We start from the raw sequence: 24,454 nt of genomic DNA on the forward strand, positions 1-24,454 counted from the left end.
CTCATTAGCTACGCCACAAATACGGTGTGAGCAATACAATAACCGTAAAGTATTCGAGACGTCCGAATACCATCGCGAACGAAAGTAGCCACTTCGCAAAGCTATTGAGTGGTGCGAAATTACTGCTTATGTCGCCAAAACCTGGGCCCAATACGTTTACACACGCGGAAACAGCACTAAAAGACGTCACAAAATCTTCGCCTGTCAGCATCACCAAAAAAGTGAAAATGATGCTGGTCACAAATACCAGCCACATAAACGCAATAATACTGTTACGAATTTGATCTGCCACTGGCCTTTTTTGATACTTCAAAACAAACACGGCGTTGGGATGTACCATCTGCTTTAATTCGATCACAAGAGTACGGAACGCGATAACACTTCGAATCACTTTATTACCGCCCGCCGTCGAGCCAGCACACCCTCCTATATAACCGACCACAATCAGTAGCAACATTAATGACATCGGCCAAGAGGAGAAATCGCCGGCACCAAAGCCGGTACTGGTAATAAACGAAATGACATGGAATGTGGCTTGGGAAATTGCCTCATATACCGAGTGATGGTACCCACTAAAATAAAGCACGCCCGCCGCAACAAGAGAGAAGGCTAAAATAATCCAAAGAAAGAACAAGCATTCTTCGTCCTTAATGTATTGCTTAAAACGTTTCGCTTTAAACACACGGTAATGCAACGCAAAGCTAATCGCCCCAGCAATCATAAAAAAGTTACAGAGCCAGAGTAAAAGTGAGCTATCAAAATAACCCATGCTTGAATCGTGCGTCGAGAAACCACCTGTTGAAATGGTCGCGAGACTATGGGCTATCGCATCGTATGCCGACATACCACCCAGCCAATACGCTAAGGCACAAATCAACGTTAACGCAAGATAGACATACCACAGGCGGTCAGCGCTGTTTTTTATTCTAGGGGATAGTTTGTCATCTTTCATCGGCCCTGGTGTTTCCGCTTTTAAGAGCTTCATTCCGCCTACGTTCAGCATAGGCAACACCGCAACAACAAAGATCACGACACCAAGTCCCCCCATCCATTGAAGAAACTGACGGTATAGAAGGAAGGTTTTAGGCATATAATCTAAACCACTCAGAACTGTCGCTCCCGTTGTGGTTAAGGCACTTATCGACTCAAAAACGGCATCAGTCCAACTGACGCCCGTGATAATAAAGATAGGAACAGCACCGAGAAAGCCAACGGTAAACCAGGTTAATACAGCAAATAGAATCGCTTCTTTGGTGGAAACCGCATTGAATGGAAAGCGCCGCATGTACAATAAAAAAAACGTTGCCAATAAAGTCACTACCGCTGCGCTTTCAAAGAACGCATCACCAACGTTATCTTTGAAAAAGAAGTACGACAGCTCCGCAAATGATAATTGAACAATCCCCATCCACAATAGCGGCATGGCGAGCAACCTCAACAATAACGGAACTCTAAGCATACTACGTCACTTTATCAATCTGGCGGCTTAGCCTATCAACTCGATAGACCAAAATAGTGAAACCTTTGTACGACAGCACAACACCGTGTAAGGAGAGCTCCCGTAGCGCAAAGGTCTTATCGTATTTTAAACAGACTAAATTTTCAGCGCCATAGATATGTTGGGTAGATGGATTTATTTACTGGTTAAAACCTTCCAAGCGGCCACGCTAAAGAAAATCGAAAAAGCAGATTCAAATACGCGGCGAGACTTTAGATAAACATGCCTTGCTTTCGAGCTTGAAAACAAGACGGCATACCCGAAAAAAATCGTAGAACTAACGAATCCAACAAGCGCGATAACAGAAAAAACATCTAACATCGTCGCATCATGCGGCATTCCCATGGAATACAGTGCGCCGAAAAATAAAATCGCTTTTGGGTTGGTCAAATGAATTAAAACACCTTTAGCATAAGCACGCGTTTTACTGACGATGTGTGTAGGCGTCACGGAACTCTTCTGAGGTTTCACCGCTGAGTGTATTGACTTATAAGCCAAAAATAGAAGGTAACAGGCTCCCACATATTTAATTAGTTCGAAAAGCCACGCGTGCGTATACATAATTGAAGCAAGACCGAAAGCCGCTAACATCGACCAACAATACGAGCCCGTTAAGACACCCGCCGCTAACGCAAACCCATAACCTCTTCCCTGACTCATTGACGCTCCTGCAATCGCTAATGTTGCAGGGCCAGGGCTTGCAATGGCTACAACCGCCGCAGCGAGAATCATCCCGTAATTCACAATATCCATCATGAGTACTCCTTTTGGTGATTTTTCTTTTTTAACTTTTCTTTTTTAACTTTTTTTTTAGAGAGGTCGAAGTCAGTTTATGCTGTTCCGTTTGAACCATAAAGATGCAGACTCGTCGGAAAAAAATTCATTTCTGTACCCACGATTTCGTCTCAAAAGTGAAAAAAGGAGAAAAATGCAAATATGGTCATTTGTCCTTTTTTCCTCACATTACGAGGTTACAATGTGCACAGTTTTTGAAAATGAGGTGTTCATTGAAGCGCTCAGACAAAGCGTTACTAAGAGCTCAGTTCATTACGGAACACAAACTTGATACATTTCTGCCAACGCGAGCGATAGAGTCTCTCGTTCTATTTGAGTTTTCTGCCAATCAACAGGTTTTTATACAAGGCCAGCGATTAGATTACGTGTATTTTCTCGTGGAGGGCAAAGTACTTATTGATCAAATTGATGCAGAAGGCAGACAAGCCGTGTTCGCATTTGAATCAAGAGCGGCATTGATTGGCGAAGTTGAGCTCTTTAACGGTGAATTTGGCGTGAGCTACTGCAATGCTTTTACCGTTGAACCCACGTTACTTTTGGGCATGCCCATTGAGATAACAAAGACATACGCATTAAACGATCCACGCTTTCTACGATTTGTCTGTACTCAGCTCAGTGAAAAGCTCCACCGATCGAGCTTATTTCAACCGCGAGCGGGTAATACGGCATACGAGAAAGTAAAACGCTATTTAAGATCGAAAGTGAACTCAGAAGGCTTACATTTCAAACTCGAAAATCGAGAGGAATTGGGGAACTTGCTGGGTATTTCAATAAGACAATTAAATCGCGTTATTAAGCAATTAGTAAACGAACACACAATTAAAGTGAAAGCGAAACACCTTGAGGTGATTGACTTAAAGAGGCTGTCACCGTCGAGTATCACTCGCACCGAGCTGTAAAAGAGTCATTAAAATACTATTTGAGAGAATTTATGAGTACTGAAGCAAACAAGGCAGGTTTCTACCGAGTCGCCATAATACTCGGTCTATTATCGGCAATCGGACCATTCGCAATCGATATGTATTTGCCAGCATTACCTAAAATTGGCCAAACCTTTAACGTCGGTATTCAAGAAGTGCAATTGAGTTTGACCGCATTCTTAATCGCTCAAAGTGTATCACAGCTGTTCTACGGTCCGATCTCAGATAAAGTCGGCCGAAAGCCACCCCTGTATTTCGGAATGGCTGTCTTTTTCCTTTCCACGGTTGGTTGCGTCTACGCAGTGTCTCTCGACATGCTCATCGTATTTAGATTCCTTCAAGGCATCGGTGCCGCTGCTGGTATTGTGGTTGCTCGCGCTGTAGTCCGAGACCTTTACACTGGCGTTGAAGCAACAAAAATGATGTCATTACTCATGTTGGTATTCGGCGTGTCACCTATACTGGCCCCGCTTGTCGGAAGCAGTGTTATCGCACTATCTGGATGGCGCAGCGTTTTCACGATCATTGCAATCTGCGCTGGTCTAGGATTGGTTTTGATCTACTTTGGATTAAAAGAAAGCTATCCAAAGGTTAAGCGCGACGCTACACCGCACCAAGGCAGCACCTTAAACGCTTATCTGATTTTATTAAATGACCCTAAATACATGGGAATTGTACTTGCTAGTAGTTTCGCTCTAGCCAACTTCTTTGTGTATCTGGCTAACTCTCCCTTTGTCTTGATTGAGCATTACAATTTGACCGAAACACAATATGGTATTGCGTTTGGTCTTAACGCTGCGGTGTTTTTCTTCTCTGCTCAAATGAATGCAAAGCTGTGTCAACGATTTGGTATTGAGACCATTATTAAATTTGGTATTTGGACCAGTACATTGACCATGTCGGCAATGGCATTTGGTTACCTTGCAGGAATCGATTCACTGTTTTTCTTTATGGGCTTATATATGATTGCAAGTGGCGCGGTGGCTCTGGTTATTCCAACAACGTCCATTCTAGCGATGGAAAGCCACGGTCATATCGCGGGAACGGCTTCTGCTCTATTGGGTACATTGCAAATTGCTGTTGGCCCTACGTTTGTCGCTCTTTTAGGCCCTTATATGAATGAAGAGCCTCTACCAATGATCTTAGCGATGACTTTCTGCAGTTTGGTTTCCTTGATCTTTGTTATGTTGACCTTAACGAGAAAGAGTCAGCTCGTTAAAGCCTAAAACGAAAAAAGCCCCAATTGGGGCTTTTCATTCGATGCTTTATATTTCATCCGATTTTATTTTATCAATTTAATCGCTCAAATACAGTCGCAATCCCCTGCCCCATACCAATACACATGGTAGCAAGACCTAAATTGACATCTTTATGCTGCATTCCATGCAGTAAGGTTGTTGAGATCCTAGCGCCTGAGCAACCTAATGGATGACCTAGAGCGATCGCGCCGCCGTTCAGGTTTACTTTTTCATCCGCTACATTAAGTAGCTTCAAGTCTTTCATAACAGGTAGAGACTGCGCGGCAAAGGCTTCATTCAATTCAACAAGGTCGATATCTTCTATACTCAATCCTGCACGTTTTAACGCTTTCTTTGTCGCTGGAACTGGGCCATATCCCATAATAGCGGGGTCACAACCCGCAACCGCCATACTTCGAACCTTAGCAATGGGTTTCAAACCAAGCGCTTCGGCTTTTGCAGCTGACATCATAAGCATGGCTGACGCGCCATCCGATAGGGCCGACGATGTACCCGCAGTGACCGTACCGACTTTAGGCATGAACACGGGCTTCAATGTGGCTAATGTCTCCATTGTGGTTTCAGGGCGAATAACTTCATCCACTTCAACCAGCACTTTATTTCCCTCTGCGTCGTGCCCTTCTATAGAAACCGTTTCATTCGCAAAACGCCCTTCAATACTCGCAAGGTGAGCACGTTGATGCGAGCGAACAGCGAACTCATCTTGCGCCTCTCGGCTAATACCGTGCATTTTCCCGAGCATTTCAGCCGTTACCCCCATCATCATAGAGGCTTTTGCCATGTGCTTTGACAAGGCTGGATTCACATCAACCCCGTGCATCATAGGAACATGTCCCATGTGCTCAACACCACCAACCACAAACACATCACCCTGTCCTGTCATAATGGCCTGAGCCGCAGTATGAATGGCAGACATCGATGAGCCGCATAAGCGGTTTACCGTTTGCGCAGCGGATGTAACAGGTAACCCGCCAAGTAACGCAACGGCTCTGGCGACATTAAAGCCCTGCTCCAATGTTTGGTTAACACAACCCCAAATTAAGTCTTCGACATCATTAGGGCTTACATCAGGATTACGTTTAAACAGCGCCTTTACTAGGGCTGCTGACAGGTTTTCTGCTCGTACATTACGAAATACGCCATTTTTTGACTTGCCCATTGGTGATCGAACAGCGTCAATAATTACAACGTCATTTGGATTCAGTTTCATTGCTTGTCTCCTTATCTCGCCAAGGGGCTTATGCTTGAAAATAGGTTTCGTTGTTATCGGCCATTTCCCGCATGCGCGCTGTTGGCTGGTACAATTTACCTAAATGGCTGTATTTATCTGCTAAATCGCAGAACGCCTTTAATCCCATTTGATCGAGATAATGCAATGCACCACCAAGGTATGGAGGGAAACCAATACCATAAATAAGTCCCATGTCTGCTTCTGCTGGAGAGCTCACAATCCCTTCCTCAACACATCGAACCGTTTCAATACAAAGTGGAATCATCATCCTTGCAATGATGTCCTCGTCGCTTAGTTCGCCGTTTGTTCCGGCTGCGTCGACTGTTTCCGCTAATAACGTCGTAATCTCTGGGTCATAGATCTTCTTCGGTTTGCCCTTGCGATCCTGCTCATAACGATAGAAACCTTTTTCATTTTTCTGGCCGAATCGCTCTACTTCAAACAGTTTATCAATGGCATTCTTACCATCATGAGTCATACGATCTGGAAAACCGTCTGCCATGACTTGATCTGCGTGATACGCCGTATCAATACCGACGACATCAATCAAATAGGCTGGCCCCATCGGCCAACCAAACCGCTCCATCACCTTATCAATTTTCTGAAAGTCTGCGCCCTCTTTCATCATGAGAGAGAAGCCAGCGAAGTAAGGAAACAGTACGCGGTTTACTAAGAACCCAGGGCAGTCGTTAACAACAATAGGCGTTTTCCCCATTGCTTGTGCGTAAGCGACCGTTTTCGCAACGGCTTCATCACTGGATTTTTCACCACGTATCACTTCCACCAATGGCATGCGGTGCACTGGGTTAAAAAAGTGCATTCCACAGAAATTTTCTGGCCGTTTTAGCGCTTTCGATAATTCGGTAATGGAGATAGTCGAGGTATTTGATGCCAATACAGCATCATCACGGATATGATTTTCAGTTTCGGCTAAGACAGACTTTTTAACATTGACATTTTCAACGACGGCTTCAACGACAAGATCGACACCTTCAAATTCACCGTAACTTAACGCGGGAACAATACTGTTAAGTGCCTTCATCGATTTTTCATTTGTTAAGCGACCGCGCTCTACTTGCTTGCCAAACAACTTATTGGCTTCAGAAAGACCTAAATCCAAGGCTTCTGAGCGTATGTCTTTCATTATAATCGGCGTGCCTTTTGAGGCAGACTGATAAGCCACGCCGCCACCCATAATACCCGCACCAAGTACTGCGGCCTGTTTTACCGGATCCGCTCCTTTGGAGAAAGTACCGGCTGCTTTCTTAACGTATTGATCGTTCAAAAACAGGTTAACCAATGATTTTGCTACCGGCGTTTTTGCCACTTTAACAAAACCTTTGATTTCTGTTTCACAGGCTTTTTCGATAGTCTGACTTACGTTTTTTTCCATCGTTTTGATGGCCGCCATCGGCGCTGGGTAGTGTTTACCCGCTTTGGCTCCGACCACGCCACGCACGGATTCAAATACCATCATTTTTTCTATCGGAGAAAATACCATCGGCGCGCGAAGCTCTTCTCGACGAGCCATGACATCGAGCTTCCCATCGATCACATGCTGGATAAGGTGTCGCGCTGACGTAACGACCTTTTCGACTGGCACAACCGCATCGACCGCTCCATCCTTCAACGCATCTTCACTGCGCTTTTGAGCGCCGCCACAAATCCATTCACAAGCGTTATCTACACCAATCAGACGAGGTAATCGAACCGTTCCACCCCAACCAGGGTAAATTCCAAGCTGAGTTTCAGGCAGTCCGATCTTCGCTTTTTGCGCCATAACTCGGTAATCGCACGCTAGACAAAGCTCCATCCCTCCGCCTAAAGCAATCCCATTTATTGCAGCAACCGTCGGAAAAGGAAGATTAGATATATCTGAAAAGATCTGATGCGCATCGCGCAACTTATCTGACAACTCTTCGTCCGATAGTTTGAACCAGTTCACAAATTCTGTGATGTCGGCGCCGACAACAAATACATCTTTAGCGCTGTTAATGATGAGGCCTTTAACATCGGGCTCTTGCTTGAGTGAGTCAACCGCTTCGGCAAGTTCGTTAAGCGTGAGGCTGTTAAACTTATTTACCGAATCCCCTGCAAGGTCCAAGGTTAACGTCGCAACACCGTCTGCCTCTTTCGTCACCTTGAGAGCTTGTCCGTCATAGATCATGATGGTCTCCGTTATTCTTATTTTACGTCTTAGGATTAAATGAAAAAGCGAATGAGCAATTCACATCAACAGCAAAAAGTAACCTCTAAAGGTTACTTTCCAACTCTGGTACAGCGTCAAACAAATCTGCCACAAGACCGTAATCGGCAACTTGAAAGATTGGGGCTTCTTCGTCTTTATTGATCGCAACAATGACCTTCGAGTCTTTCATACCAGCAAGGTGCTGAATCGCTCCAGAAATACCAACAGCAACATACAAATCTGGTGCAACCGTTTTGCCGGTTTGACCGACTTGCATATCGTTGGGAACAAAGCCTGCATCAACCGCAGCGCGTGATGCGCCTATGGCTGCACCAAGTTTGTCAGCCACCCCTTCAAGAAGAGCAAAATTGTCACCGCTGCCCATACCGCGCCCACCCGAAACAATGACGCTGGCGGCCGTCAACTCTGGACGGTCAGACTCAACCAACTGATCTGAAACGAATCGACTTTGATCAGATTCAATCACTTGATTAAGCGTCGCAATGTCAGCACTGCCGCCTTCTGCTGGCGCCGCATCAAACCCCGTTGCACGCACAGTAATCACTTTCACTGAATCTGATGACTTCACGGTAGCAATGGCGTTACCTGCATAAATTGGGCGCACAAAGGTATCGACGCTTTCTACTTTGATAATGTCTGAGATCTGTGCGACATCAAGCAGCGCAGCAACACGTGGTAGCAAATTTTTACCCGTCGTGGTGGCAGGCGTCATGACATGGCTATAGTCCGATGCAAGCTCGACCACTAATTTGGCAATATTTTCTGCCAACTGATGTTCATAAGCCGCATTGTCGGCAACCAATACTTTAGAGACACCCGCTACCTTTTGAGCTTGATCTGCAACGTCACTGCATTGGCTACCAGCGATCAAAACATGAACATCACCATCAATTTCAAGCGCAGCCGTGATCGAGTTTAGAGTCGCAGGTTTAAGAGTTGAATTATCGTGTTCGGAAATGACTAAAACGCTCATGCTATCACCTTCGCTTCGTTCTTAAGTTTGTCTACTAGCTCGGATACTGATCCTACTTTGACGCCGCCACTGCGTTCTGGTGGTGGGGTTACCGACACAATCTCCAGAGTGGATTTTATTTCCACACCGAGGTCTTCTGGCGTTTTTACATCAAGCGGTTTACGTTTCGCTTTCATAATATCGGGAAGTTTCGCGAAACGCGGTTCATTGAGACGCAGGTCAGTGGTAATAACCGCGGGTAATTTAACCGCCAAGGTCTGTAGCCCACCGTCTACTTCACGAGTGACGATGGCTTCACCACCTTCAATGGCGACTTCCGAAGCGAACGTTGCTTGCGGAGCATCTAACAGAGCTGCAAGCATTTGACCCGTCTGATTATTGTCTGAATCAATGGCTTGCTTACCCATGATCACTAAATCCGTACCTTCCTCTTTTACTATTTTGGACAATAATTTAGCGACAGAAAGAGAATCCAATGCATCCTCAGCCTCAACTTGAATAGCACGATCAGCGCCGAGTGCTAAAGCAGTGCGAAGTGTCTCTTGGCACGCCTTTGACCCGATGGAAGCAACGATGATTTCAGAAACCACGCCCTTTTCTTTTAATCGAATCGCTTCTTCAACTGCGATTTCACAAAAAGGGTTCATCGACATTTTTATGTTTGTTAGATCGACCGCAGAGTGATCGGGTTTAATACGGACCTTAACGTTGTAGTCAATGACCCGTTTTACAGCAACTAGTATCTTCATAAGCCCCTCTAATTTTTATTTAAGCTCAGTCCGAGAACGATTAACCATTCAAACTTTAGCAGATGTTGGTACTGAGCTGATCTACATTATGTTGACGATCAACTCGGTAATCTATAGTTATTAAATACTAGCTGGGATACGACTTTCCTCAATAACAAAAAAGCGCCTGTTGACTAACAAAAAATGTCATTGGAGGAAATTTCAACGCGGATCGTTTGATTTACAGGGGGTAAACAGCAGAAAAAGAGAGAGGAATGGCGTTGAGGTATGAACATTTTCCTTCAACGCCATTTTTAAGAGTGTTAAAAATAATACATCAGTGAGACGTGGCCATTGAGCCAGTCCGACTGATTCGTCTTAATATATTGGGTTTCGCCTCTTAGCTGAAGATCATCAGACATCATAAGGCCGACACCCGCAGAAAAACGGTGCGTTGCATCAGATAAACGCTTTGTGTCACTCCAATATTGATAACCGGTATAAAATGAGCTTTTTTGACCTTGAATAAGCCATCGCACTTCAGGCCCAACCTCTGTCAAATAGCCATGCTTATACTCGTTGTCAATTGATGCACTGGCATTTAGGAACACCGCCACCAACCCTTGACCATAAGTGTATGTTGCGCCGACTCCGCCCTGTAAGTTGAATACGAGCTCGTCGGATTGTCGTATATCATGTATTAAACTGGCATTTACTTTCCACGATTTCGGTGTCATTAAGGCCGTTCTTGGAGACATAGACATGATGTTAACGAAGTTCAAATAGTCCAACTCAACGTCCATCTCGTCGTTTACTCTCAAAGCACCACCGAGCATGGAAAGTTCCGCACCCGGTAAGTAGCCATCGATCGGGTCTAAAACATCGTGATACGATGGTCGGTATTCCAGTCTTCCAAACCCTTTGTCGTCTCTTACTAGTCCTCCAAAAGACACCCTTTGAGTTTTATGCCCTTCGTCGTCTCGTTTTTCTGGTGTTGGCATATCCATAAAGACTGATCGTGCGCCCATTTTACTTCTCAGGGACAACAACTTTATCGAACGACTGCTCAGATGGCTAAGAGAGGATTTCTTCCTAGCCGATAAATAGCGACTGTATTCGTATGCCACCTCGATGATGCGCGTTTGATCGTAGTTGCCATAAGCCTCTAAATCACTTAAATCAAGCTCTACGCTTTCAACTAATTGTTTTGCAATTGAAACTTGACGTTCACTCAACTCGTCCATCATATAGTTCATACGATTCATAACAGACGGTCGATAGGTTGTATCGGCTAACAACCCGTTGGCGTTTAATGCTCGTACCGTATCAACAGGAATAGCCCAAATGTCGAACGAATCAGCCAATCCAGGGCCCTCTACCGCCGCATCCAATAGCGTCAGTAATTGATAGGAGCAGTTTTCAGAGAAGAAATAATAATCAAAGTGCGCGGATTGCACTTCCCATATGTGACGTAAAAATTGGTCAAGTTCAGTTTGAGATAACTTAAGTTCATATTCCCAAATATCTCGGCTTTCAAGGAAACTATACTCTTTCACTTTTTGATAATAAGGCATGATTGACGCGACGCCAGGGTAGCCTCCGGTAAGCCCTTTGTAGGTAAAGACAAGCTCATTATCATTGGGATCAGTATTCGCTGCAAAGTTAACCGCGGAATCAAGTAAAGGGTTGTTGTTTCCACGTTTTTTCACACGAAACAAGGTATGTCCATACATTGAAGACGGGCTGTTTAAATATGCAGCAGGAAACACCAAATACAACTTTTCGCCATTTAAGTCGTCAAACCACTTATTAAATTCAGGACAATCTACATCAATAAAAGGCACGTCGGGCATTTTGTTCTTTAGCCAAACCAAGCGAGCGGGGAAACGACACTGTGCCGCTTTAACATCTGGGTTAAGAGCGAGCTGTTCGTCTTTAGACTTCTGAAAAAACTCAAAGGTATGTTCTAGTTCAGAAAGCGGATCCTGACTTCCATCAGAAGATAAGAAAAAGCGCCCATCGTCTATTTGGCTGCCATTATCAAAGTTGATCCCGACGCGATGATAATGCAGTAAGTCTCGCCATTGTGGATCCTGAGACAGTGTTTCTAAATTCATTGAATGGGTATTGACACTAATCAACATACTAAAAAATACAGTCGTCAATAGCGTGAACAGGTTTGCGAACTTTGGTTTGATCAACATAGGGCGAAGCGCATTAAAGTAAAAAGAATAGGCATAAAAAAGCGCTAGTAAGTAGAGTTTATCTACTTCTAGCGCTTTTCAAAATATAGGTTAAATTAACCTAGGTATTTAGCAAGCTCTGGAGATTGCTCCATCACGTCAACAATCTCTTGGTACGCTGACGCAGACGTTACATCTGCAGATGCGAAGATCGAATCAAAGTTAGATTGCATAGCATCTTCAAATACTTTTTGATCTTGAGACTCAACACCAATCAATTGGCTAAGAGCAGCAAGTGTTTCGCCGTGACCTTTTGCAGAATCAACCGCTAAAGGCTCCAAGTTATCATTAATGAAAACAGCAACACTGCTAGAGAATGGGCCATTTGCGTCTTCACAACCTAACGTACCAGACGTCATACCGAACGTTTGGTTACCAGAAGTGCCGTTAGTTGTTGCAGCAAGTACATGCTCGTACCAAGCATTTGCATCGCTAAAAACTTGAGAACCTAGACCACAACCAGCAGGACCGTGGCCACCAGCAGCGAAAGAAGAAACAGAAACAGTTGCCAGAGCGGCAGAAAGGATAAGCTTTTTCATAATACTCCCTATATCCATAATATAAATTTAAAATCCATTTGCAGCGACTACATCTTAATAATCCATCAATATAGCCCCTAACAGATTGCGATTATATCTACCTGCTTCTCTGTGTAAAAGAACTTTGTCTTATTTTCGAAATATTTTCGATTTTGTATAAAACACACTCAAAAAATAATGATTAACCTAGGGAAGGTGTGAAAAAGTCCACTGACTTCAGCGTGTGGATAACTCATCTTTATTCGAGGCAAGTTTCGCCGTCCAATATTGAGCATATTGGCAAGAAAGTTAACAAAGAATTAAAGAGAGCTTAGTCCACGCCCTTTGGGTCTTTCAGAGAAACAGCCTATCTTCGTTAAGAGTGATTGAAAGGTATTAACATTCCTGCTCACTCTCGCCTTAATAGGCTGTTTCTCTGATAAGACTGAAGTTCATAAGACTTATTCGTACCTTCCCTAGAAAGTTGATTAAACGTTAAGGAAGGTACGAATAAGAAAGCGTTATCCACACGCTTAAGCCAGTGGACTTGTTCACACCTTCCTTAAGCCTTTGGCCGAGAAAGGAATGCGCTAAAAGCAGCACTTGCTTCACGAGACTTTAACCGCTCTTTAAAGATTCGAGCCTCTCTCATAAGTGCCATCTGAACATCATCTTGGCCCCGATACTTCAGTAAATCTTTCGATAGAATAACGGCCTCACGAGGCAAAGTCGCAACTTTATGGGCCAATGCTTTGGCTAAATCCAACGCTTCTCCAGACTCACATACTTTATTAACCAACTTATAATCTAATGCTTCTAAGCCACTAATTTCTTCCCCCAATACCAACACCTCAAATGCATGCTGGTGGCCAACCAATTTGGGCAACAAATGACTAGAGGCCGCTTCAGGTACTAACCCCAATTGAACAAATGGAAACTTCAATACCGCCTCGCGCGCGGCAACCACTAAATCGCAGTGCAACAACATCGTTGCGCCAATACCCACTGCTCGTCCTTCCACGGCGGCGATTAACGGTTTTTTATAGCTCGTTAGTATTTGTAAGAATGCGAGCGTACTGGCCATTTTATCGGGGGAGTGAGCAATTGAAATAAACTCATTAATATCATTGCCCGCAGTGAAATCTTCACCTTCACCATGTATCAGCGTCACTCTGACATTGTCGTTTGCCTCAGCAGAATGAAGGAAGTCACTCATCTGTTGATACATATCGAGTGTAATCGCGTTCTTTTTTTCAGGTCGATTAAAACGAAGATACTGAACACCGTCTTCAATAAGTTCAACGATATGTTCCGACATGTAAGACTCCAATTCGAGAAGTGTTTGAGTGCGTTATAGAAAGTTAGACTTGCTTACAGCACCCTTAATTGAGGCGCTCTGATCACGTGCAATACCGAACAATTCTATGAGTGCCAAGCTCTACTCAGCTTGGCACTCAACATGAAGGATATGACTTCTAGAGACAAAAGCCCTAAACTCAAGATCAAGCTGATTGATCTTCCTCACGAAGCGCCCTCCTCAACACCTTACCGACGTTTGTTTTTGGAAGCTCTTTACGTACTTCAACAAACTTCGGTACCTTATAAGGCGTTAAATGTTCTTTGCAGTATGCTCTGATATCTCCTGTCGAAGGCTCTTTCTCTGCATTCCTTAAGACGATAAACGCCTTCACCGCTTCCCCTGTTTTATCGTCCTCTACACCAATCGCAGCGGCTTCCAAAACATCGGGATGGGAACACAACACATCTTCAATTTCAGTCGGATAGACATTGAACCCAGAAACAATGATCATATCCTTGGCTCGATCAACAATCTGCAAATAACCGTCGTCGTGAATCACGGCAATATCACCGGTAATAAGAAAGCCGTCTTTCGTCATCACATCACGCGTTGCTTCTTCCTGTTGCCAATAACCCTTCATGACTTGAGGTCCACTAACACACAAGACACCCGGCTCACCTTGAGGAGATTCAAGGCCTTCTTCATCAATCACTTTTACTTTTGTTTCATCAACAGGCAAGCCGATCGTACCGACTTTTTCATATCCGATAGGGTTAAACGACACAACAGGAGAGGTTTCTGTTAATCCGTACCCTTCGACCACCTGACAACCCGTTAACTCTTTCCATTGATCCGCAGCAGCGTGTGTTAGAGGCATCCCCCCTGAACACGTTATTTTTAGATTAGAGAAGTCAACGGCTTTGAAATCATCTCGATTGCACAAGCCAACAAACAAAGTATTGAGACCGACAAAGCCCGTAAACTTCCATTTATTCAACTCTTTAACGAAGTTCGGAAGATCTCTAGGATTTGGAATTAAGACGGTATGACCACCTCGCTCAAACAAAGTAAGACCGTGAATCAAAAAGGCATATATGTGGTACAGCGGCAGCGGCGCAATAAACAGCTCCTCTTGCTCTTTTAAATGCTCTTTTAACCTAAAAGACAATTGGTGCATATTCGAAATTAAATTGGCATTGGTGAGCATCGCCCCCTTTGCTACTCCGGTTGTTCCGCCGGTGTATTGGAGCGCGACAATGTCTTTTTGCTCTCCCTTCACTTTCCGCAAGGGCAAACCTTTACCTAGAGCAAGTACGTCATTTAAGCGCTTTGCTTCAGGTAAACTGTAGTCGGGGACCATTTTTTTGATATACCGCACAACAGAGTTAATCAACACTCGCTTTACAGGAGGATGGAAGTCTGCCAGCTCAGTAATAATCAGGTGCTTAATCCCCGTCTTGTGAACGATTTTTTCGACCGTATGCGCCATATTCGCCAGTACAACTAAGGCTTTTACGCCCGAGTCATTAAACTGATGTTCAAGCTCTTTAGGGGTATATAAAGGGTTGGTATTTACGATAACCAAACCTGCTTTTAACGCACCAAATACCACAACAGGGTATTGAAGAACGTTAGGAAGTTGAATTGCGATACGATCACCGACTTGGAGATCGGTGTGATTTTGAATGTATCCTGCAAACTGATCTGACTTTTCATTCAGCTCTCGATAAGTCAGCGTTCTTCCCATGCAACTAAATGCGGGAAGATCTTTAAATTTTTCACATGATGACGTGAGAACTTCCAATATGGTTTGGAAGTTCTGCGGATTTAATGAGACTGGTACCGCCAGACCAGGCTCGAAACAGGCCGTTACTGCATGTTCATTCGGCATATAAAGCTCCACTTGTTCTTGTTATAGGAGAATCGCCAGCAATCAGGCTTTAGCAAAGACAACGCTAAGGCCAAGTATATTAGAGAAACTGAAAACAATTTTTCAACCAGCCATATAAGAAAAAATGGCTATCAAAGGCATTATTCACCGCCTCTAGTTCAAACTAAGTTACTTTATTCGTTGGGGAAAATTTGAGTCAATTTAGTTGCTAGCATGATGTCTCCATCTGCTCGGATTTTACCTTGCATAAAGGCCGCCATGCCATCTAATTCACCACCCATCACCGCTTTTAATGTTTCGGCGTCCATTTCGAGCGTTACAGTAGGATCATCATGTTCACCTTCTGACAAAGCACAGCCAGAGTCATCAACAATGACGAAATACTGTTTACCGTCATCGATATCAAATTGAAAGATGGCATCCATATCATCAGCTTCATCCGCATCAAATCGGCTTACCATTGAATCAAATATGGCTTTTACATCACTCATAACTTCACCTTCTCTGCATTTTTATTTTAGTCTGTTTTCGAAATTAACGTTTAAACGTTAGGACTTTTTATACAATTTCTATACATTTCGGCACATGAGAGACTCATGTGCCGAAATGAAACAACGGTTTCTAACCAAGAAACAAAAAGTTGTCCTCTTCCATCGCAAGTAAGTTATCAGCGCCTGACAGCATAGTTTCAACATGCCCTCTAGTACGCGGTAAAATTCGCTCATAGTAAAAAGTAGCAGTTTGTAACTTCGCTGTGTAGAAACCTTGCTCGGATGAACCTTCATCAAGTTTCACTTGTGCAGTAACCGCCATTCTCGCCCAAAAGTACGCCAACACAACATAGCCAGAGTACATACAGTAGTCGAAAGAAGCTGCGCCGACTTCCTCTTTATTTTTCATGGCTTTCATACCGATTTTAAGCGTTACATCTCCCCATTCACTGTTTAGCTTACTTAGAGCGTTGATGTAGCCTTTAAAACGCTTATCGCCTTTATGCTCTTTACAGAACTTATGAATAATTTTAGTGAAACGTCGAAGCGTCGCACCTTGAGTCATAAGCACCTTACGCCCCAACAAATCCAGTGCTTGAATACCTGTTGTGCCTTCATAGAGCATCGAAATTCGACTATCACGTACGTTTTGCTCCATCCCCCACTCGGCAATAAAACCATGCCCACCAAACACCTGTAGACCTTGGTTGGCTGATTCAAACCCTGTCTCGGTTAAAAACGCTTTGGCAATCGGTGTAAGCAAGGACAAAAGCTCTTCGGCTTCTGCTTTTTCTTCATCAGACCCTTTTGTCGTTTTATCGACCAAAAGCGAGCTGTAGTGAATCAAAGCACGGCCGCCTTCAGCAAAGGCTCTTTGGGTAAGTAGCATACGCCTAACATCAGGATGAACTATGATTGGATCGGCGGCTTTATCAGGCGACTTAGCGCCAGACAGAGCACGCATTTGAAGGCGGTCTTTAGCGTAAACGACCGAATTTTGATAGGCCCATTCTGCGTGCGCCAAACCTTGAAGAGCCGTACCTAATCGCGCCGTATTCATAAAAGTGAACATGCAATTAAGACCACGATTTGGCGGCCCGATTAAGAACCCTTTTGCACCATCGAAATTCATAACACACGTGGCGTTACCATGGATCCCCATCTTGTGTTCGATCGAGCCACAGCTAACGGCATTTCTATCCGCGACATCACCCGTTTCGTTAACATTGAACTTAGGAACAATGAACAGAGAGATCCCTTTGGTTCCAGCCGGCGCATCTGGCAAACGAGCCAATACGATATGAACAATATTGTCCGCCATATCATGCTCACCCGCAGAGATAAAAATTTTCGTCCCCGAAATAGCGTAGCTTCCATCAGAATTAGGCTCTGCTTTCGTTTTTAACATGCCCAAATCCGTTCCACAGTGCGGCTCCGTTAAACACATGGTGCCTGTCCACTCGCCTGTTACGAGTTTAGTAAGATAGGTTTGTTTCTGTTCATCTGTACCATGCTGTTCGAGCGTATTCATTGCGCCATGACTCAAGCCTGGATACATACTCCAAGACCAATTCGATGTCGCGATCATCTCTGTGACCATCATACCTAAAGACTCAGGTAAGCCTTGACCGCCCACCGATTCTTCATGGGATAAAGAAGGCCAACCACCTTCAACGTATTGCTGATACGCCTCTTTGAAGCCTTCAGGTGTCGTAACCTCTCCATCTTTGAAAGTACAACCTTGCTCATCCCCAATGCGATTTAATGGCGACAGGACACGTTCAGCAAACTTGGCGCCTTCTTCCAGTATTGCGGCAACCATGTCAGGCGTAGCCTCTTCTGCACCAGCCAAATTTGCATAATGGTTATTGATATCGAGAACTTCTTCTGTAACAAATTTAATATCACGCAATGGCGCTTTATATTCTGGCATGACCTTAAGACCTCATTATTGTTTTTATCCGTCGTTGTAACATCGCATGTCTCCGAACACCCTATTTGAGGGGACCTTCATTCAAGGCTTCTTCTTTTATGAAAACAAACAGAAGGAACGGATGATATGTTTTTATTGCATATTACAAAGAGTCGTTCATAACCGGAGATCTCTCAATGACAAAACGAACCAAGTTCGGTAACAAAATTCACCAAGCTATGAAGATTTTTGTTAGTAGATTAGTCAAAAACAGGAAGGCTAAGTAGGAACGCCGCTTCGCGGAGTGAAGCGGCGGTTTAGGTAAGCTTGTAAAACGCTCAGAAAATTTCTTTTTCTATCAATTCTTTAAGCCGATAAAGGCTATTTTCAGAACCCGCTAGGCATTCTAAACGCGATTGCACAGCGATATCATTCGCTTCAATATAGACTTCTGATTGAGTGATATTGCAATCAATCGAGGAGCTAGAAGTCACTTGAAGCTGCCCTTTTAATCGCCAAAATCCCGCGTCATTACGCAAGACACTCGCGAGTCGTCGCACACGAGATGGATCGAAAACAACACCTTCTTTCATGACCCAGCCGACACTACAAAGGCTTTCATCGCGTTTTTCATAAAAAGTAGCAAACTCACCCTCAATGACTTTTATTTGGTCGTGGTCGTGGTCGTGGTCGTGGTCGTGGTCGTGGTCGTGGTCGTGGTCGTGGTCGTGGTCGTGGTCGTGGTCGTGGTCGTGGTCGTGGTCGTGGTCGTGGTCGTGAGAATGATGCTTGTGCGATTGAGGGCTATCTTTAATTCGTGAATGATCTAGCCATAAAGGAGACGCCTCACCATTTAAAGAATACACGTATTTCTTAGCCTCCTTCAATTGCTCAACAAAGGTAAGAAACTGCTCATTTTCCTCTTGAGAATACTGATCAGCTTTGGCAGCAACCAGTACATCAGCCTGATCAATTTGATCAAAAAAAGCAGGGTGCCCTAGGTAACGAGGGTCCTGAAGGTTGCGCACATCAAGCAAACAAACAGAGGCTCGAACATCCAGAACACCTTTATAAGAATCCGCTTTTAACTGAGCCATAATCTGAGCTGGATGCCCTATTCCGGTCGGTTCAATTAAAATCCGATCTGGATTAACGTGCTTGATTAAGGAATTCAATCCCGCACTAAAAGCAGCCGATGTCACACAACAAAGGCAACCACCCGGCACTTCTTTGATCGTGGCACCTAAGCCGTTTAACAAGGCGCCATCAATCCCTACTTCACCAAATTCATTGACCAATACCGCCCATGTTTCACCCTTGGGCACTTTCGTCAATAAATTCTTTATTAACGTCGTTTTTCCAGACCCGAGAAAGCCTGTGATGACATTAACGGGAATATCTTTGTATATCACAGAGACTTATCGCCTCCGATTCGACTGCCTACCGCTGAATTTTGATCGCGATATTTTGCATTGTCTCTTTTATTGTAAGGCCTATCTGCAGGACTGCTCATTGTCTCAAAGTTAATAGCCCCGATTGTCATACCAGGCCGTAACGCTAATGGCAGCTTTCCACCATTTAAAAACTCTAAAACAATGCCGCCACTCCAACCAGGATCAATTCGGTGCGCCGTGACGTGAACCATTAACCCAAGGCGTGCAAGAGAGGAGCGGCCATCCAACCAGCCGACTAGGTATTCGGGAATAGTGACACTTTCTTTTGTCACTCCCAGAACCAACTCCCCAGGATGAATAAAAAATGGGGTATCGTCTGCGATGATAATTTCGTCACTCATCACAGATTCAATCGTCTCACTTAGAGCTTCTTTCGGACCACTCAGATCCAAAAAGGGCGCAGGGTGCCCTTGAAACGTACGAAATGAATTCCCGAGACGTAAATCGCACGAAACACCGCTTATTGCAGAATTATCAGGGCGCGGATCAACAACGATGTCCCCACTATCCAATGCTTTAATAATATCTTTGTCTGAAAGTCGCATTCTTTTACCTATTTCACTGCTTTATCATTGAAAAACAGCTTAATCGTCACTCATGCCAATCGTTGGCATTTCGAATGTTTCTGTTTTGGTCGCTAGAGTAGCACCTAGCTTGCGTGCAATCGACTGATATATCTCGGTGATATCGGATTCAGGCTCGCTCACAACAGTAGGCGCTCCTGTGTCAGCTTGTTTTCGAATCGACATACTAAGCGGTAATTTACCCAACACGCCGACGCCGTATTCTTGAGCTAACGTTTGACCGCCCTCTTCACCGAATATTGCTTCTTGATGGCCACAGCTGGAACAAATGTGCGTCGACATGTTTTCAACGACACCCAGTACAGAAATATTCACTTTGCGGAACATTTCAATACCACGACGTGCATCCAACAAAGCAATGTCTTGCGGTGTGGTCACAATCACGGAGCCAGTAACAGGTACTTTTTGCGATAACGTCAACTGAATATCCCCGGTACCCGGCGGCATATCAATAAACAAATAATCTAATTCTTCCCAATCTGTTTGCGTCAAAATCTGCATCAATGCCCCCGTAACCATGGGGCCTCGCCATGCGACAGGCGTCTCTTTCGTCGTTAAAAACGCCATGGACATCACTTGGATACCATGAGCAACGGGAGGAACGAAGAATTTATCGTCTCTAACCCCCGGTCTCGTTTCCAACGAAAAGCCCATCATCATTCCTTGGCTTGGGCCGTAAATATCGGCATCCAAAATACCTACTTTCGCGCCTTCTTTCGCCATTGCAAGCGCCAAGTTGACCGTCGTTGTCGATTTGCCGACACCGCCTTTTCCCGACGCGACAGCAATGACATTTTTAACGCCATTTAACCCTGGCAAGTTGTTTTGTACTGACGCTGCAACCACGTTGTTATCAATCTCTAAGCTGACTGTACGTCCGTCATTAATAACCGACATAACCCGCTTTTTGATTGAGTCTTTTTCTCGATCCGCATAATAAGACAGAGAAAGGCGAATCGAAACGGCGTGCTCACTCGTTTCAATATTCCATACATCGCCAAAAGGCACTCCGGTATTTTCATCCGAAAGCTGCGCAAGAGCTGATAATATCTCTTGATCCGTTAACATGAACTTCTCCTGGAATAAGAGGGACACTAACTGGCTGGCCTCACCACAAGGTTTAGTTGGTGCTTTTAAAAATAGACAGGTAATTACCGACAAAATGGGGACGAATTTACGAAAAGCAAGGTCAAACCTTGCACCTATTTAGCAGGTTCTTATAATGTCCGCCAATTAGAAATGAATATGATCACCCGTTACAGATTCCAATCCGCGTAGTTATGATGTAAATGATGATAAATACTGCCATTACAAAGGCAAAAATCGATTAATCGTCAGCATTAACATACTGAATACGGGTAATAAACCACACTCCAGCAGGCTTTATACAAAATGGCACAAACGCAAAGAAAAATCCTAGTTACCAGCGCCCTACCTTACGCCAACGGTCCGATTCACTTGGGTCATATGCTGGAACACATTCAAACCGATATTTGGGTTCGATTCCAGAAACTGCGCGGCCATGTGTGTAACGCGGTATGTGCTGATGACGCTCACGGCACTGCAATCATGATCCGTGCCGAACAAAATGGCATCACGCCAGAAGAACTTATTGACGGCGTTCGAGCGGAGCACATGAAGGATTTTAATGACTTCCTGATTGGGTACGACAATTACCATTCTACTCACTCTAGCGAAAACCAAGAGCTGTCTAGCAGTATCTACCAAGCGTTACGTGACAATGGAAAAATTTCAGTCCGCTCAATCACTCAGGCATACGACCCTGAAAAAGGTATGTTTCTCGCAGACCGATTCGTAAAAGGTACCTGCCCGAAATGTAAAGCGGAAGATCAATACGGCGATAACTGTGAAGTCTGTTCTGCGACTTACACGCCAATGGAAATGATCAACCCTCGCTCAGTCTATTCAGGTGCGACGCCGATTGAAAAAAGCTCGGATCATTACTTCTTTAAGCTACCTGAGTTTCAAGAGTTTTTGCAAAAGTGGACCCGCAGTGGCACATTGCAAACGCAAGTCGCAAACAAATTATCTGAGTGGTTAGATTCAGGCTTACAAGAATGGGACATTAGCCGTGACGCGCCTTACTTTGGCTTTGAAATTCCAGATGCTCCCGGCAAATACTTCTACGTTTGGCTCGATGCCCCGATTGGTTACATGGCAAGCTTTAAACACCTTTGTGATCGTACAGAAGGTCTGAACTTCGATGACTACTGGGCTAAAGATGCTGATTCCGAACTGTATCATTTTATCGGTAAAGACATCGTTAACTTCCACGCGCTGTTCTGGCCTGCCATGCTTGATTGTGCGGGTTATCGCACGCCAACGGGCGTAAACGTTCACGGTTATGTCACTGTTAACGGTACAAAAATGTCCAAGTCTCGCGGCACGTTCATTATGGCCCGTACTTATTTAAATCATTTGGACCCACAATATCTGCGTTACTACTATGCTGCTAAGCTAAATTCCAGTGTCGATGACATTGACCTAAATCTTGAAGACTTCGTACAACGAGTAAACTCGGATGTTGTCGGCAAGGTCGTGAATATTGCCAGCCGTACGGCAAGCTTCATTAATAAAAAGTTCGACAGTCAACTGGCTACCGACGTAGCAGAAAACGACATGATTCAGGATTTCATTAACGCTGGTGATACAATCGCTGAATTTTACGAGACTCGTGAATATGGCAAAGCCATCCGTGAAACCATGCGCCTAGCAGACATCGCAAATACATACATTGCAGATCAAGCGCCTTGGGTACTCGCGAAGAGCGAAGATACCTTACCTAAGGTACAAGAAGTCTGCTCAGTTTCTTTAAACCTGTTTGCTATATTGGCGACGTATTTGAAACCTGTATTGCCAACACTGATCACAGATGCAGAAGCCTTTTTAGGAAAAGAGCTGACATGGGATAATCGCTCTGAACTTCTGTTTGGCCGCACTATTAACAAGTTCAAACCGTTAATGGCTCGCATCGAAAGCAAACAAATCGAGGCTATGATCGAAGACAGTAAAGAGGCGGCCGCCGCCGAAGCCGCATTAAAGGAAGCTCATCAGCCTAAGCAAGAAGAGACTGAGTTAAGTAAAGATCCAATCGCAGAGGAAATTAACTTTGACGATTTCGCTAAGGTAGACCTTCGCATTGCTCTTATCGCCAAAGCGGAACATGTCGAGAAAGCAAACAAGCTACTGAAACTAACATTAGATTTAGGCGGTGAAACACGAACCGTATTCTCTGGCATTAAGTCTGCGTACAAACCCGAAGACCTTGAAGGCAAGCTAACCGTCATGGTTGCGAACCTTGCTCCGCGTAAGATGAAGTTTGGTTTATCTGAAGGCATGGTACTGGCGGCTGGACCAGGTGGAGAAGACATCTACCTTCTTGAACCACATGATGGTGCGAAACCAGGCCAGCGAGTCATGTAGACCTCTATCGCCTTCAATAAATTAACGAGAATCATTCTCTTTAAATACCGCCTGCTTCTAAACAGGCGGTTTTGCATTGATCTAGCTTATATAACAGAAGCCGATATGTTTTATTCAAAATTAAACTAGAAGTTATAGGTCTATAGACTTGTTAGTTATAAGTAGCTTGGTATAGTTACGCTCAAAGAATCTTACGATTCGTGTGGCAATCGTATAGCGCTCACTCAACGTACTCACTAAGAGTAAGACGCTGAAATGCTCGTTGTAAAAAGGCCTAAAAAAAACACGATTCGTAAACAATGATAAGGCGTATTTTTTATAGAATAAGCGCCACTGGAAAAAGAACGTTACCAAAGACAACGTTCACATTTACTCATAAGTTTTGCTCTTTACGTATTAACATCAAATTTTGGAAGTGAGATGACCGAATATCTCTTAATATTGGTCAGTACAATTCTGGTAAACAACTTTGTACTGGTGCAGTTTTTAGGCTTATGCCCGTTCATGGGGGTTTCTGGCAAACTTGAAACCTCTATTGGTATGGCAATGGCAACGACGTTTGTATTAACGCTTTCAAGCTTATGCAGTTATCTTACCTTCGAATTTATTTTGCAGCCATTTGGTCTTGAATATCTTAAGACTATTTCATTTATTCTGGTTATTGCCGTTGTTGTGCAATTTACCGAAATGGTTGTGAGGAAAACCAGCCCTCTTTTATATCGTGTATTGGGTATATTCCTGCCTTTGATTACTACAAACTGTGCGGTTTTAGGCGTTGCATTGCAAAACACCAGCAAACAAAACGGTTTTGTAGAATCCCTTTTATATGGCTTTGGTGCGGCGGTCGGCTTCTCCTTTGTACTGATCTTATTTTCCGCGATGCGTGAACGAATCAATGTCGCTGACGTCCCAGTTGCTTTTAAGGGGTCGGCGATAGGCATGATCACTGCGGGTCTCATGGCGCTTGCTTTCATGGGCTTCACTGGCCTAGTGCAAATATAGGA

At 44.2% G+C, this 24,454-nt stretch carries 19 protein-coding genes; 4 read left to right on the plus strand and 15 right to left on the minus strand.

Features of this window, described 5'->3' with window-relative positions; genetic code table 11:
• Positions 1 to 4 precede the first annotated feature (4 nt).
• Together MARME_RS14515 and MARME_RS14520 are read right to left on the minus strand one after the other, a co-directional pair.
• Entirely contained in the window at positions 5 to 1,459 is a 1,455-nt protein-coding gene (locus tag MARME_RS14515; RefSeq protein ID WP_041647941.1) for a TrkH family potassium uptake protein, read from the minus strand.
• Positions 1,460 to 1,633: 174 nt separating this feature from the next.
• A complete protein-coding gene (locus tag MARME_RS14520; protein WP_013662019.1) occupies positions 1,634 to 2,254 on the minus strand; it encodes a LysE family translocator in 621 nt (206 codons plus the stop codon).
• 251 nt (positions 2,255 to 2,505) lie between these two features.
• Here MARME_RS14520 and MARME_RS14525 point away from each other — a divergent pair, with 251 nt between their 5' ends.
• A complete protein-coding gene (locus MARME_RS14525) occupies positions 2,506 to 3,192 on the plus strand; it encodes a Crp/Fnr family transcriptional regulator (protein WP_013662021.1) in 687 nt (228 codons plus the stop codon).
• A gap of 32 nt (positions 3,193 to 3,224) precedes the next feature.
• Entirely contained in the window at positions 3,225 to 4,439 is a 1,215-nt protein-coding gene (locus MARME_RS14530; RefSeq protein WP_013662022.1) for a multidrug effflux MFS transporter, read from the plus strand.
• 64 nt (positions 4,440 to 4,503) lie between these two features.
• Here the strand turns inward: MARME_RS14530 and fadA are convergent, their stop codons facing one another.
• From fadA to apbC, 13 genes are all read right to left on the minus strand, one after another.
• On the minus strand, positions 4,504 to 5,682 hold the full coding sequence (gene fadA, locus MARME_RS14535; RefSeq protein WP_013662023.1) for an acetyl-CoA C-acyltransferase FadA: 1,179 nt from the start codon (positions 5,680 to 5,682) through the stop codon (positions 4,504 to 4,506).
• A gap of 28 nt (positions 5,683 to 5,710) precedes the next feature.
• Positions 5,711 to 7,870: a fatty acid oxidation complex subunit alpha FadB gene (gene fadB, locus MARME_RS14540; RefSeq protein ID WP_013662024.1), complete on the minus strand. Its 2,160-nt coding sequence runs from the start codon at positions 7,868 to 7,870 to the stop codon at positions 5,711 to 5,713.
• A gap of 85 nt (positions 7,871 to 7,955) precedes the next feature.
• The gene (locus MARME_RS14545) at positions 7,956 to 8,885 is read right to left on the minus strand and encodes an electron transfer flavoprotein subunit alpha/FixB family protein (RefSeq protein WP_013662025.1); all 930 of its coding nucleotides are present in this window, start codon (positions 8,883 to 8,885) and stop codon (positions 7,956 to 7,958) included.
• Entirely contained in the window at positions 8,882 to 9,634 is a 753-nt protein-coding gene (locus MARME_RS14550) for an electron transfer flavoprotein subunit beta/FixA family protein (RefSeq protein ID WP_013662026.1), read from the minus strand. Before MARME_RS14550 ends, MARME_RS14545 begins: the two co-directional genes overlap by 4 nt.
• A 302-nt stretch (positions 9,635 to 9,936) precedes the next feature.
• Positions 9,937 to 11,817: an Lnb N-terminal periplasmic domain-containing protein gene (locus MARME_RS14555; protein WP_013662027.1), complete on the minus strand. Its 1,881-nt coding sequence runs from the start codon at positions 11,815 to 11,817 to the stop codon at positions 9,937 to 9,939.
• A 95-nt stretch (positions 11,818 to 11,912) separates the two neighbouring features.
• A complete protein-coding gene (locus MARME_RS14560) occupies positions 11,913 to 12,395 on the minus strand; it encodes a DUF3015 domain-containing protein (protein WP_013662028.1) in 483 nt (160 codons plus the stop codon).
• Between the two features lie 541 nt (positions 12,396 to 12,936).
• A complete protein-coding gene (locus MARME_RS14565; RefSeq protein WP_013662029.1) occupies positions 12,937 to 13,692 on the minus strand; it encodes an enoyl-CoA hydratase-related protein in 756 nt (251 codons plus the stop codon).
• A 184-nt stretch (positions 13,693 to 13,876) separates the two neighbouring features.
• Complete coding sequence (locus MARME_RS14570; protein WP_013662030.1) at positions 13,877 to 15,565, minus strand: AMP-binding protein; 1,689 nt, start codon at positions 15,563 to 15,565, stop codon at positions 13,877 to 13,879.
• Between the two features lie 173 nt (positions 15,566 to 15,738).
• Positions 15,739 to 16,056 (minus strand): SCP2 sterol-binding domain-containing protein, encoded by a 318-nt coding sequence (locus tag MARME_RS14575; RefSeq protein ID WP_013662031.1) that lies wholly within the window; start codon positions 16,054 to 16,056, stop codon positions 15,739 to 15,741.
• A gap of 130 nt (positions 16,057 to 16,186) precedes the next feature.
• Positions 16,187 to 17,989, minus strand: coding sequence for an acyl-CoA dehydrogenase C-terminal domain-containing protein (locus MARME_RS14580; RefSeq protein WP_013662032.1), 1,803 nt, complete (start codon positions 17,987 to 17,989; stop codon positions 16,187 to 16,189).
• Between the two features lie 317 nt (positions 17,990 to 18,306).
• Positions 18,307 to 19,380, minus strand: a complete 1,074-nt coding sequence (locus MARME_RS14585; RefSeq protein ID WP_013662033.1) for a CobW family GTP-binding protein — start codon at positions 19,378 to 19,380, stop codon at positions 18,307 to 18,309.
• Positions 19,377 to 19,967: a dCTP deaminase gene (gene dcd / locus MARME_RS14590; RefSeq protein WP_013662034.1), complete on the minus strand. Its 591-nt coding sequence runs from the start codon at positions 19,965 to 19,967 to the stop codon at positions 19,377 to 19,379. Before dcd ends, MARME_RS14585 begins: the two co-directional genes overlap by 4 nt.
• A gap of 39 nt (positions 19,968 to 20,006) precedes the next feature.
• Positions 20,007 to 21,074 (minus strand): iron-sulfur cluster carrier protein ApbC, encoded by a 1,068-nt coding sequence (gene apbC / locus MARME_RS14595; RefSeq protein ID WP_013662035.1) that lies wholly within the window; start codon positions 21,072 to 21,074, stop codon positions 20,007 to 20,009.
• Positions 21,075 to 21,398: 324 nt separating this feature from the next.
• On the opposite strand from apbC, the gene metG reads away from it, so the two are divergent.
• On the plus strand, positions 21,399 to 23,450 hold the full coding sequence (metG, locus tag MARME_RS14600) for a methionine--tRNA ligase (RefSeq protein ID WP_013662036.1): 2,052 nt from the start codon (positions 21,399 to 21,401) through the stop codon (positions 23,448 to 23,450).
• 420 nt (positions 23,451 to 23,870) lie between these two features.
• The gene (gene rsxA, locus MARME_RS14605) at positions 23,871 to 24,452 is read left to right on the plus strand and encodes an electron transport complex subunit RsxA (protein ID WP_013662037.1); all 582 of its coding nucleotides are present in this window, start codon (positions 23,871 to 23,873) and stop codon (positions 24,450 to 24,452) included.
• Positions 24,453 to 24,454: the final 2 nt, after the last annotated feature.

It is taken from the genome of Marinomonas mediterranea MMB-1 (assembly GCF_000192865.1).
GTDB classification, from domain to species: Bacteria; Pseudomonadota; Gammaproteobacteria; order Pseudomonadales; family Marinomonadaceae; genus Marinomonas; species Marinomonas mediterranea.

What these genes read in the sequence shown, in the direction of transcription:
- MARME_RS14515 (WP_041647941.1), bottom strand. Translation starts at nt 1,459, where the DNA reads ATGCTTAGAGTTCCGTTATTGTTGAGGTTGCTCGCCATGCCGCTATTG.
- MARME_RS14520 (WP_013662019.1), bottom strand. Translation starts at nt 2,254, where the DNA reads ATGATGGATATTGTGAATTACGGGATGATTCTCGCTGCGGCGGTTGTA.
- MARME_RS14530 (WP_013662022.1), top strand. Translation starts at nt 3,225, where the DNA reads ATGAGTACTGAAGCAAACAAGGCAGGTTTCTACCGAGTCGCCATAATA.
- fadA (WP_013662023.1), bottom strand. Translation starts at nt 5,682, where the DNA reads ATGAAACTGAATCCAAATGACGTTGTAATTATTGACGCTGTTCGATCA.
- fadB (WP_013662024.1), bottom strand. Translation starts at nt 7,870, where the DNA reads ATGATCTATGACGGACAAGCTCTCAAGGTGACGAAAGAGGCAGACGGT.
- MARME_RS14545 (WP_013662025.1), bottom strand. Translation starts at nt 8,885, where the DNA reads ATGAGCGTTTTAGTCATTTCCGAACACGATAATTCAACTCTTAAACCT.
- MARME_RS14550 (WP_013662026.1), bottom strand. Translation starts at nt 9,634, where the DNA reads ATGAAGATACTAGTTGCTGTAAAACGGGTCATTGACTACAACGTTAAG.
- MARME_RS14555 (WP_013662027.1), bottom strand. Translation starts at nt 11,817, where the DNA reads ATGTTGATCAAACCAAAGTTCGCAAACCTGTTCACGCTATTGACGACT.
- MARME_RS14560 (WP_013662028.1), bottom strand. Translation starts at nt 12,395, where the DNA reads ATGAAAAAGCTTATCCTTTCTGCCGCTCTGGCAACTGTTTCTGTTTCT.
- MARME_RS14565 (WP_013662029.1), bottom strand. Translation starts at nt 13,692, where the DNA reads ATGTCGGAACATATCGTTGAACTTATTGAAGACGGTGTTCAGTATCTT.
- MARME_RS14570 (WP_013662030.1), bottom strand. Translation starts at nt 15,565, where the DNA reads ATGCCGAATGAACATGCAGTAACGGCCTGTTTCGAGCCTGGTCTGGCG.
- MARME_RS14575 (WP_013662031.1), bottom strand. Translation starts at nt 16,056, where the DNA reads ATGAGTGATGTAAAAGCCATATTTGATTCAATGGTAAGCCGATTTGAT.
- MARME_RS14580 (WP_013662032.1), bottom strand. Translation starts at nt 17,989, where the DNA reads ATGCCAGAATATAAAGCGCCATTGCGTGATATTAAATTTGTTACAGAA.
- dcd (WP_013662034.1), bottom strand. Translation starts at nt 19,967, where the DNA reads ATGCGACTTTCAGACAAAGATATTATTAAAGCATTGGATAGTGGGGAC.
- apbC (WP_013662035.1), bottom strand. Translation starts at nt 21,074, where the DNA reads ATGTTAACGGATCAAGAGATATTATCAGCTCTTGCGCAGCTTTCGGAT.
- metG (WP_013662036.1), top strand. Translation starts at nt 21,399, where the DNA reads ATGGCACAAACGCAAAGAAAAATCCTAGTTACCAGCGCCCTACCTTAC.
- rsxA (WP_013662037.1), top strand. Translation starts at nt 23,871, where the DNA reads ATGACCGAATATCTCTTAATATTGGTCAGTACAATTCTGGTAAACAAC.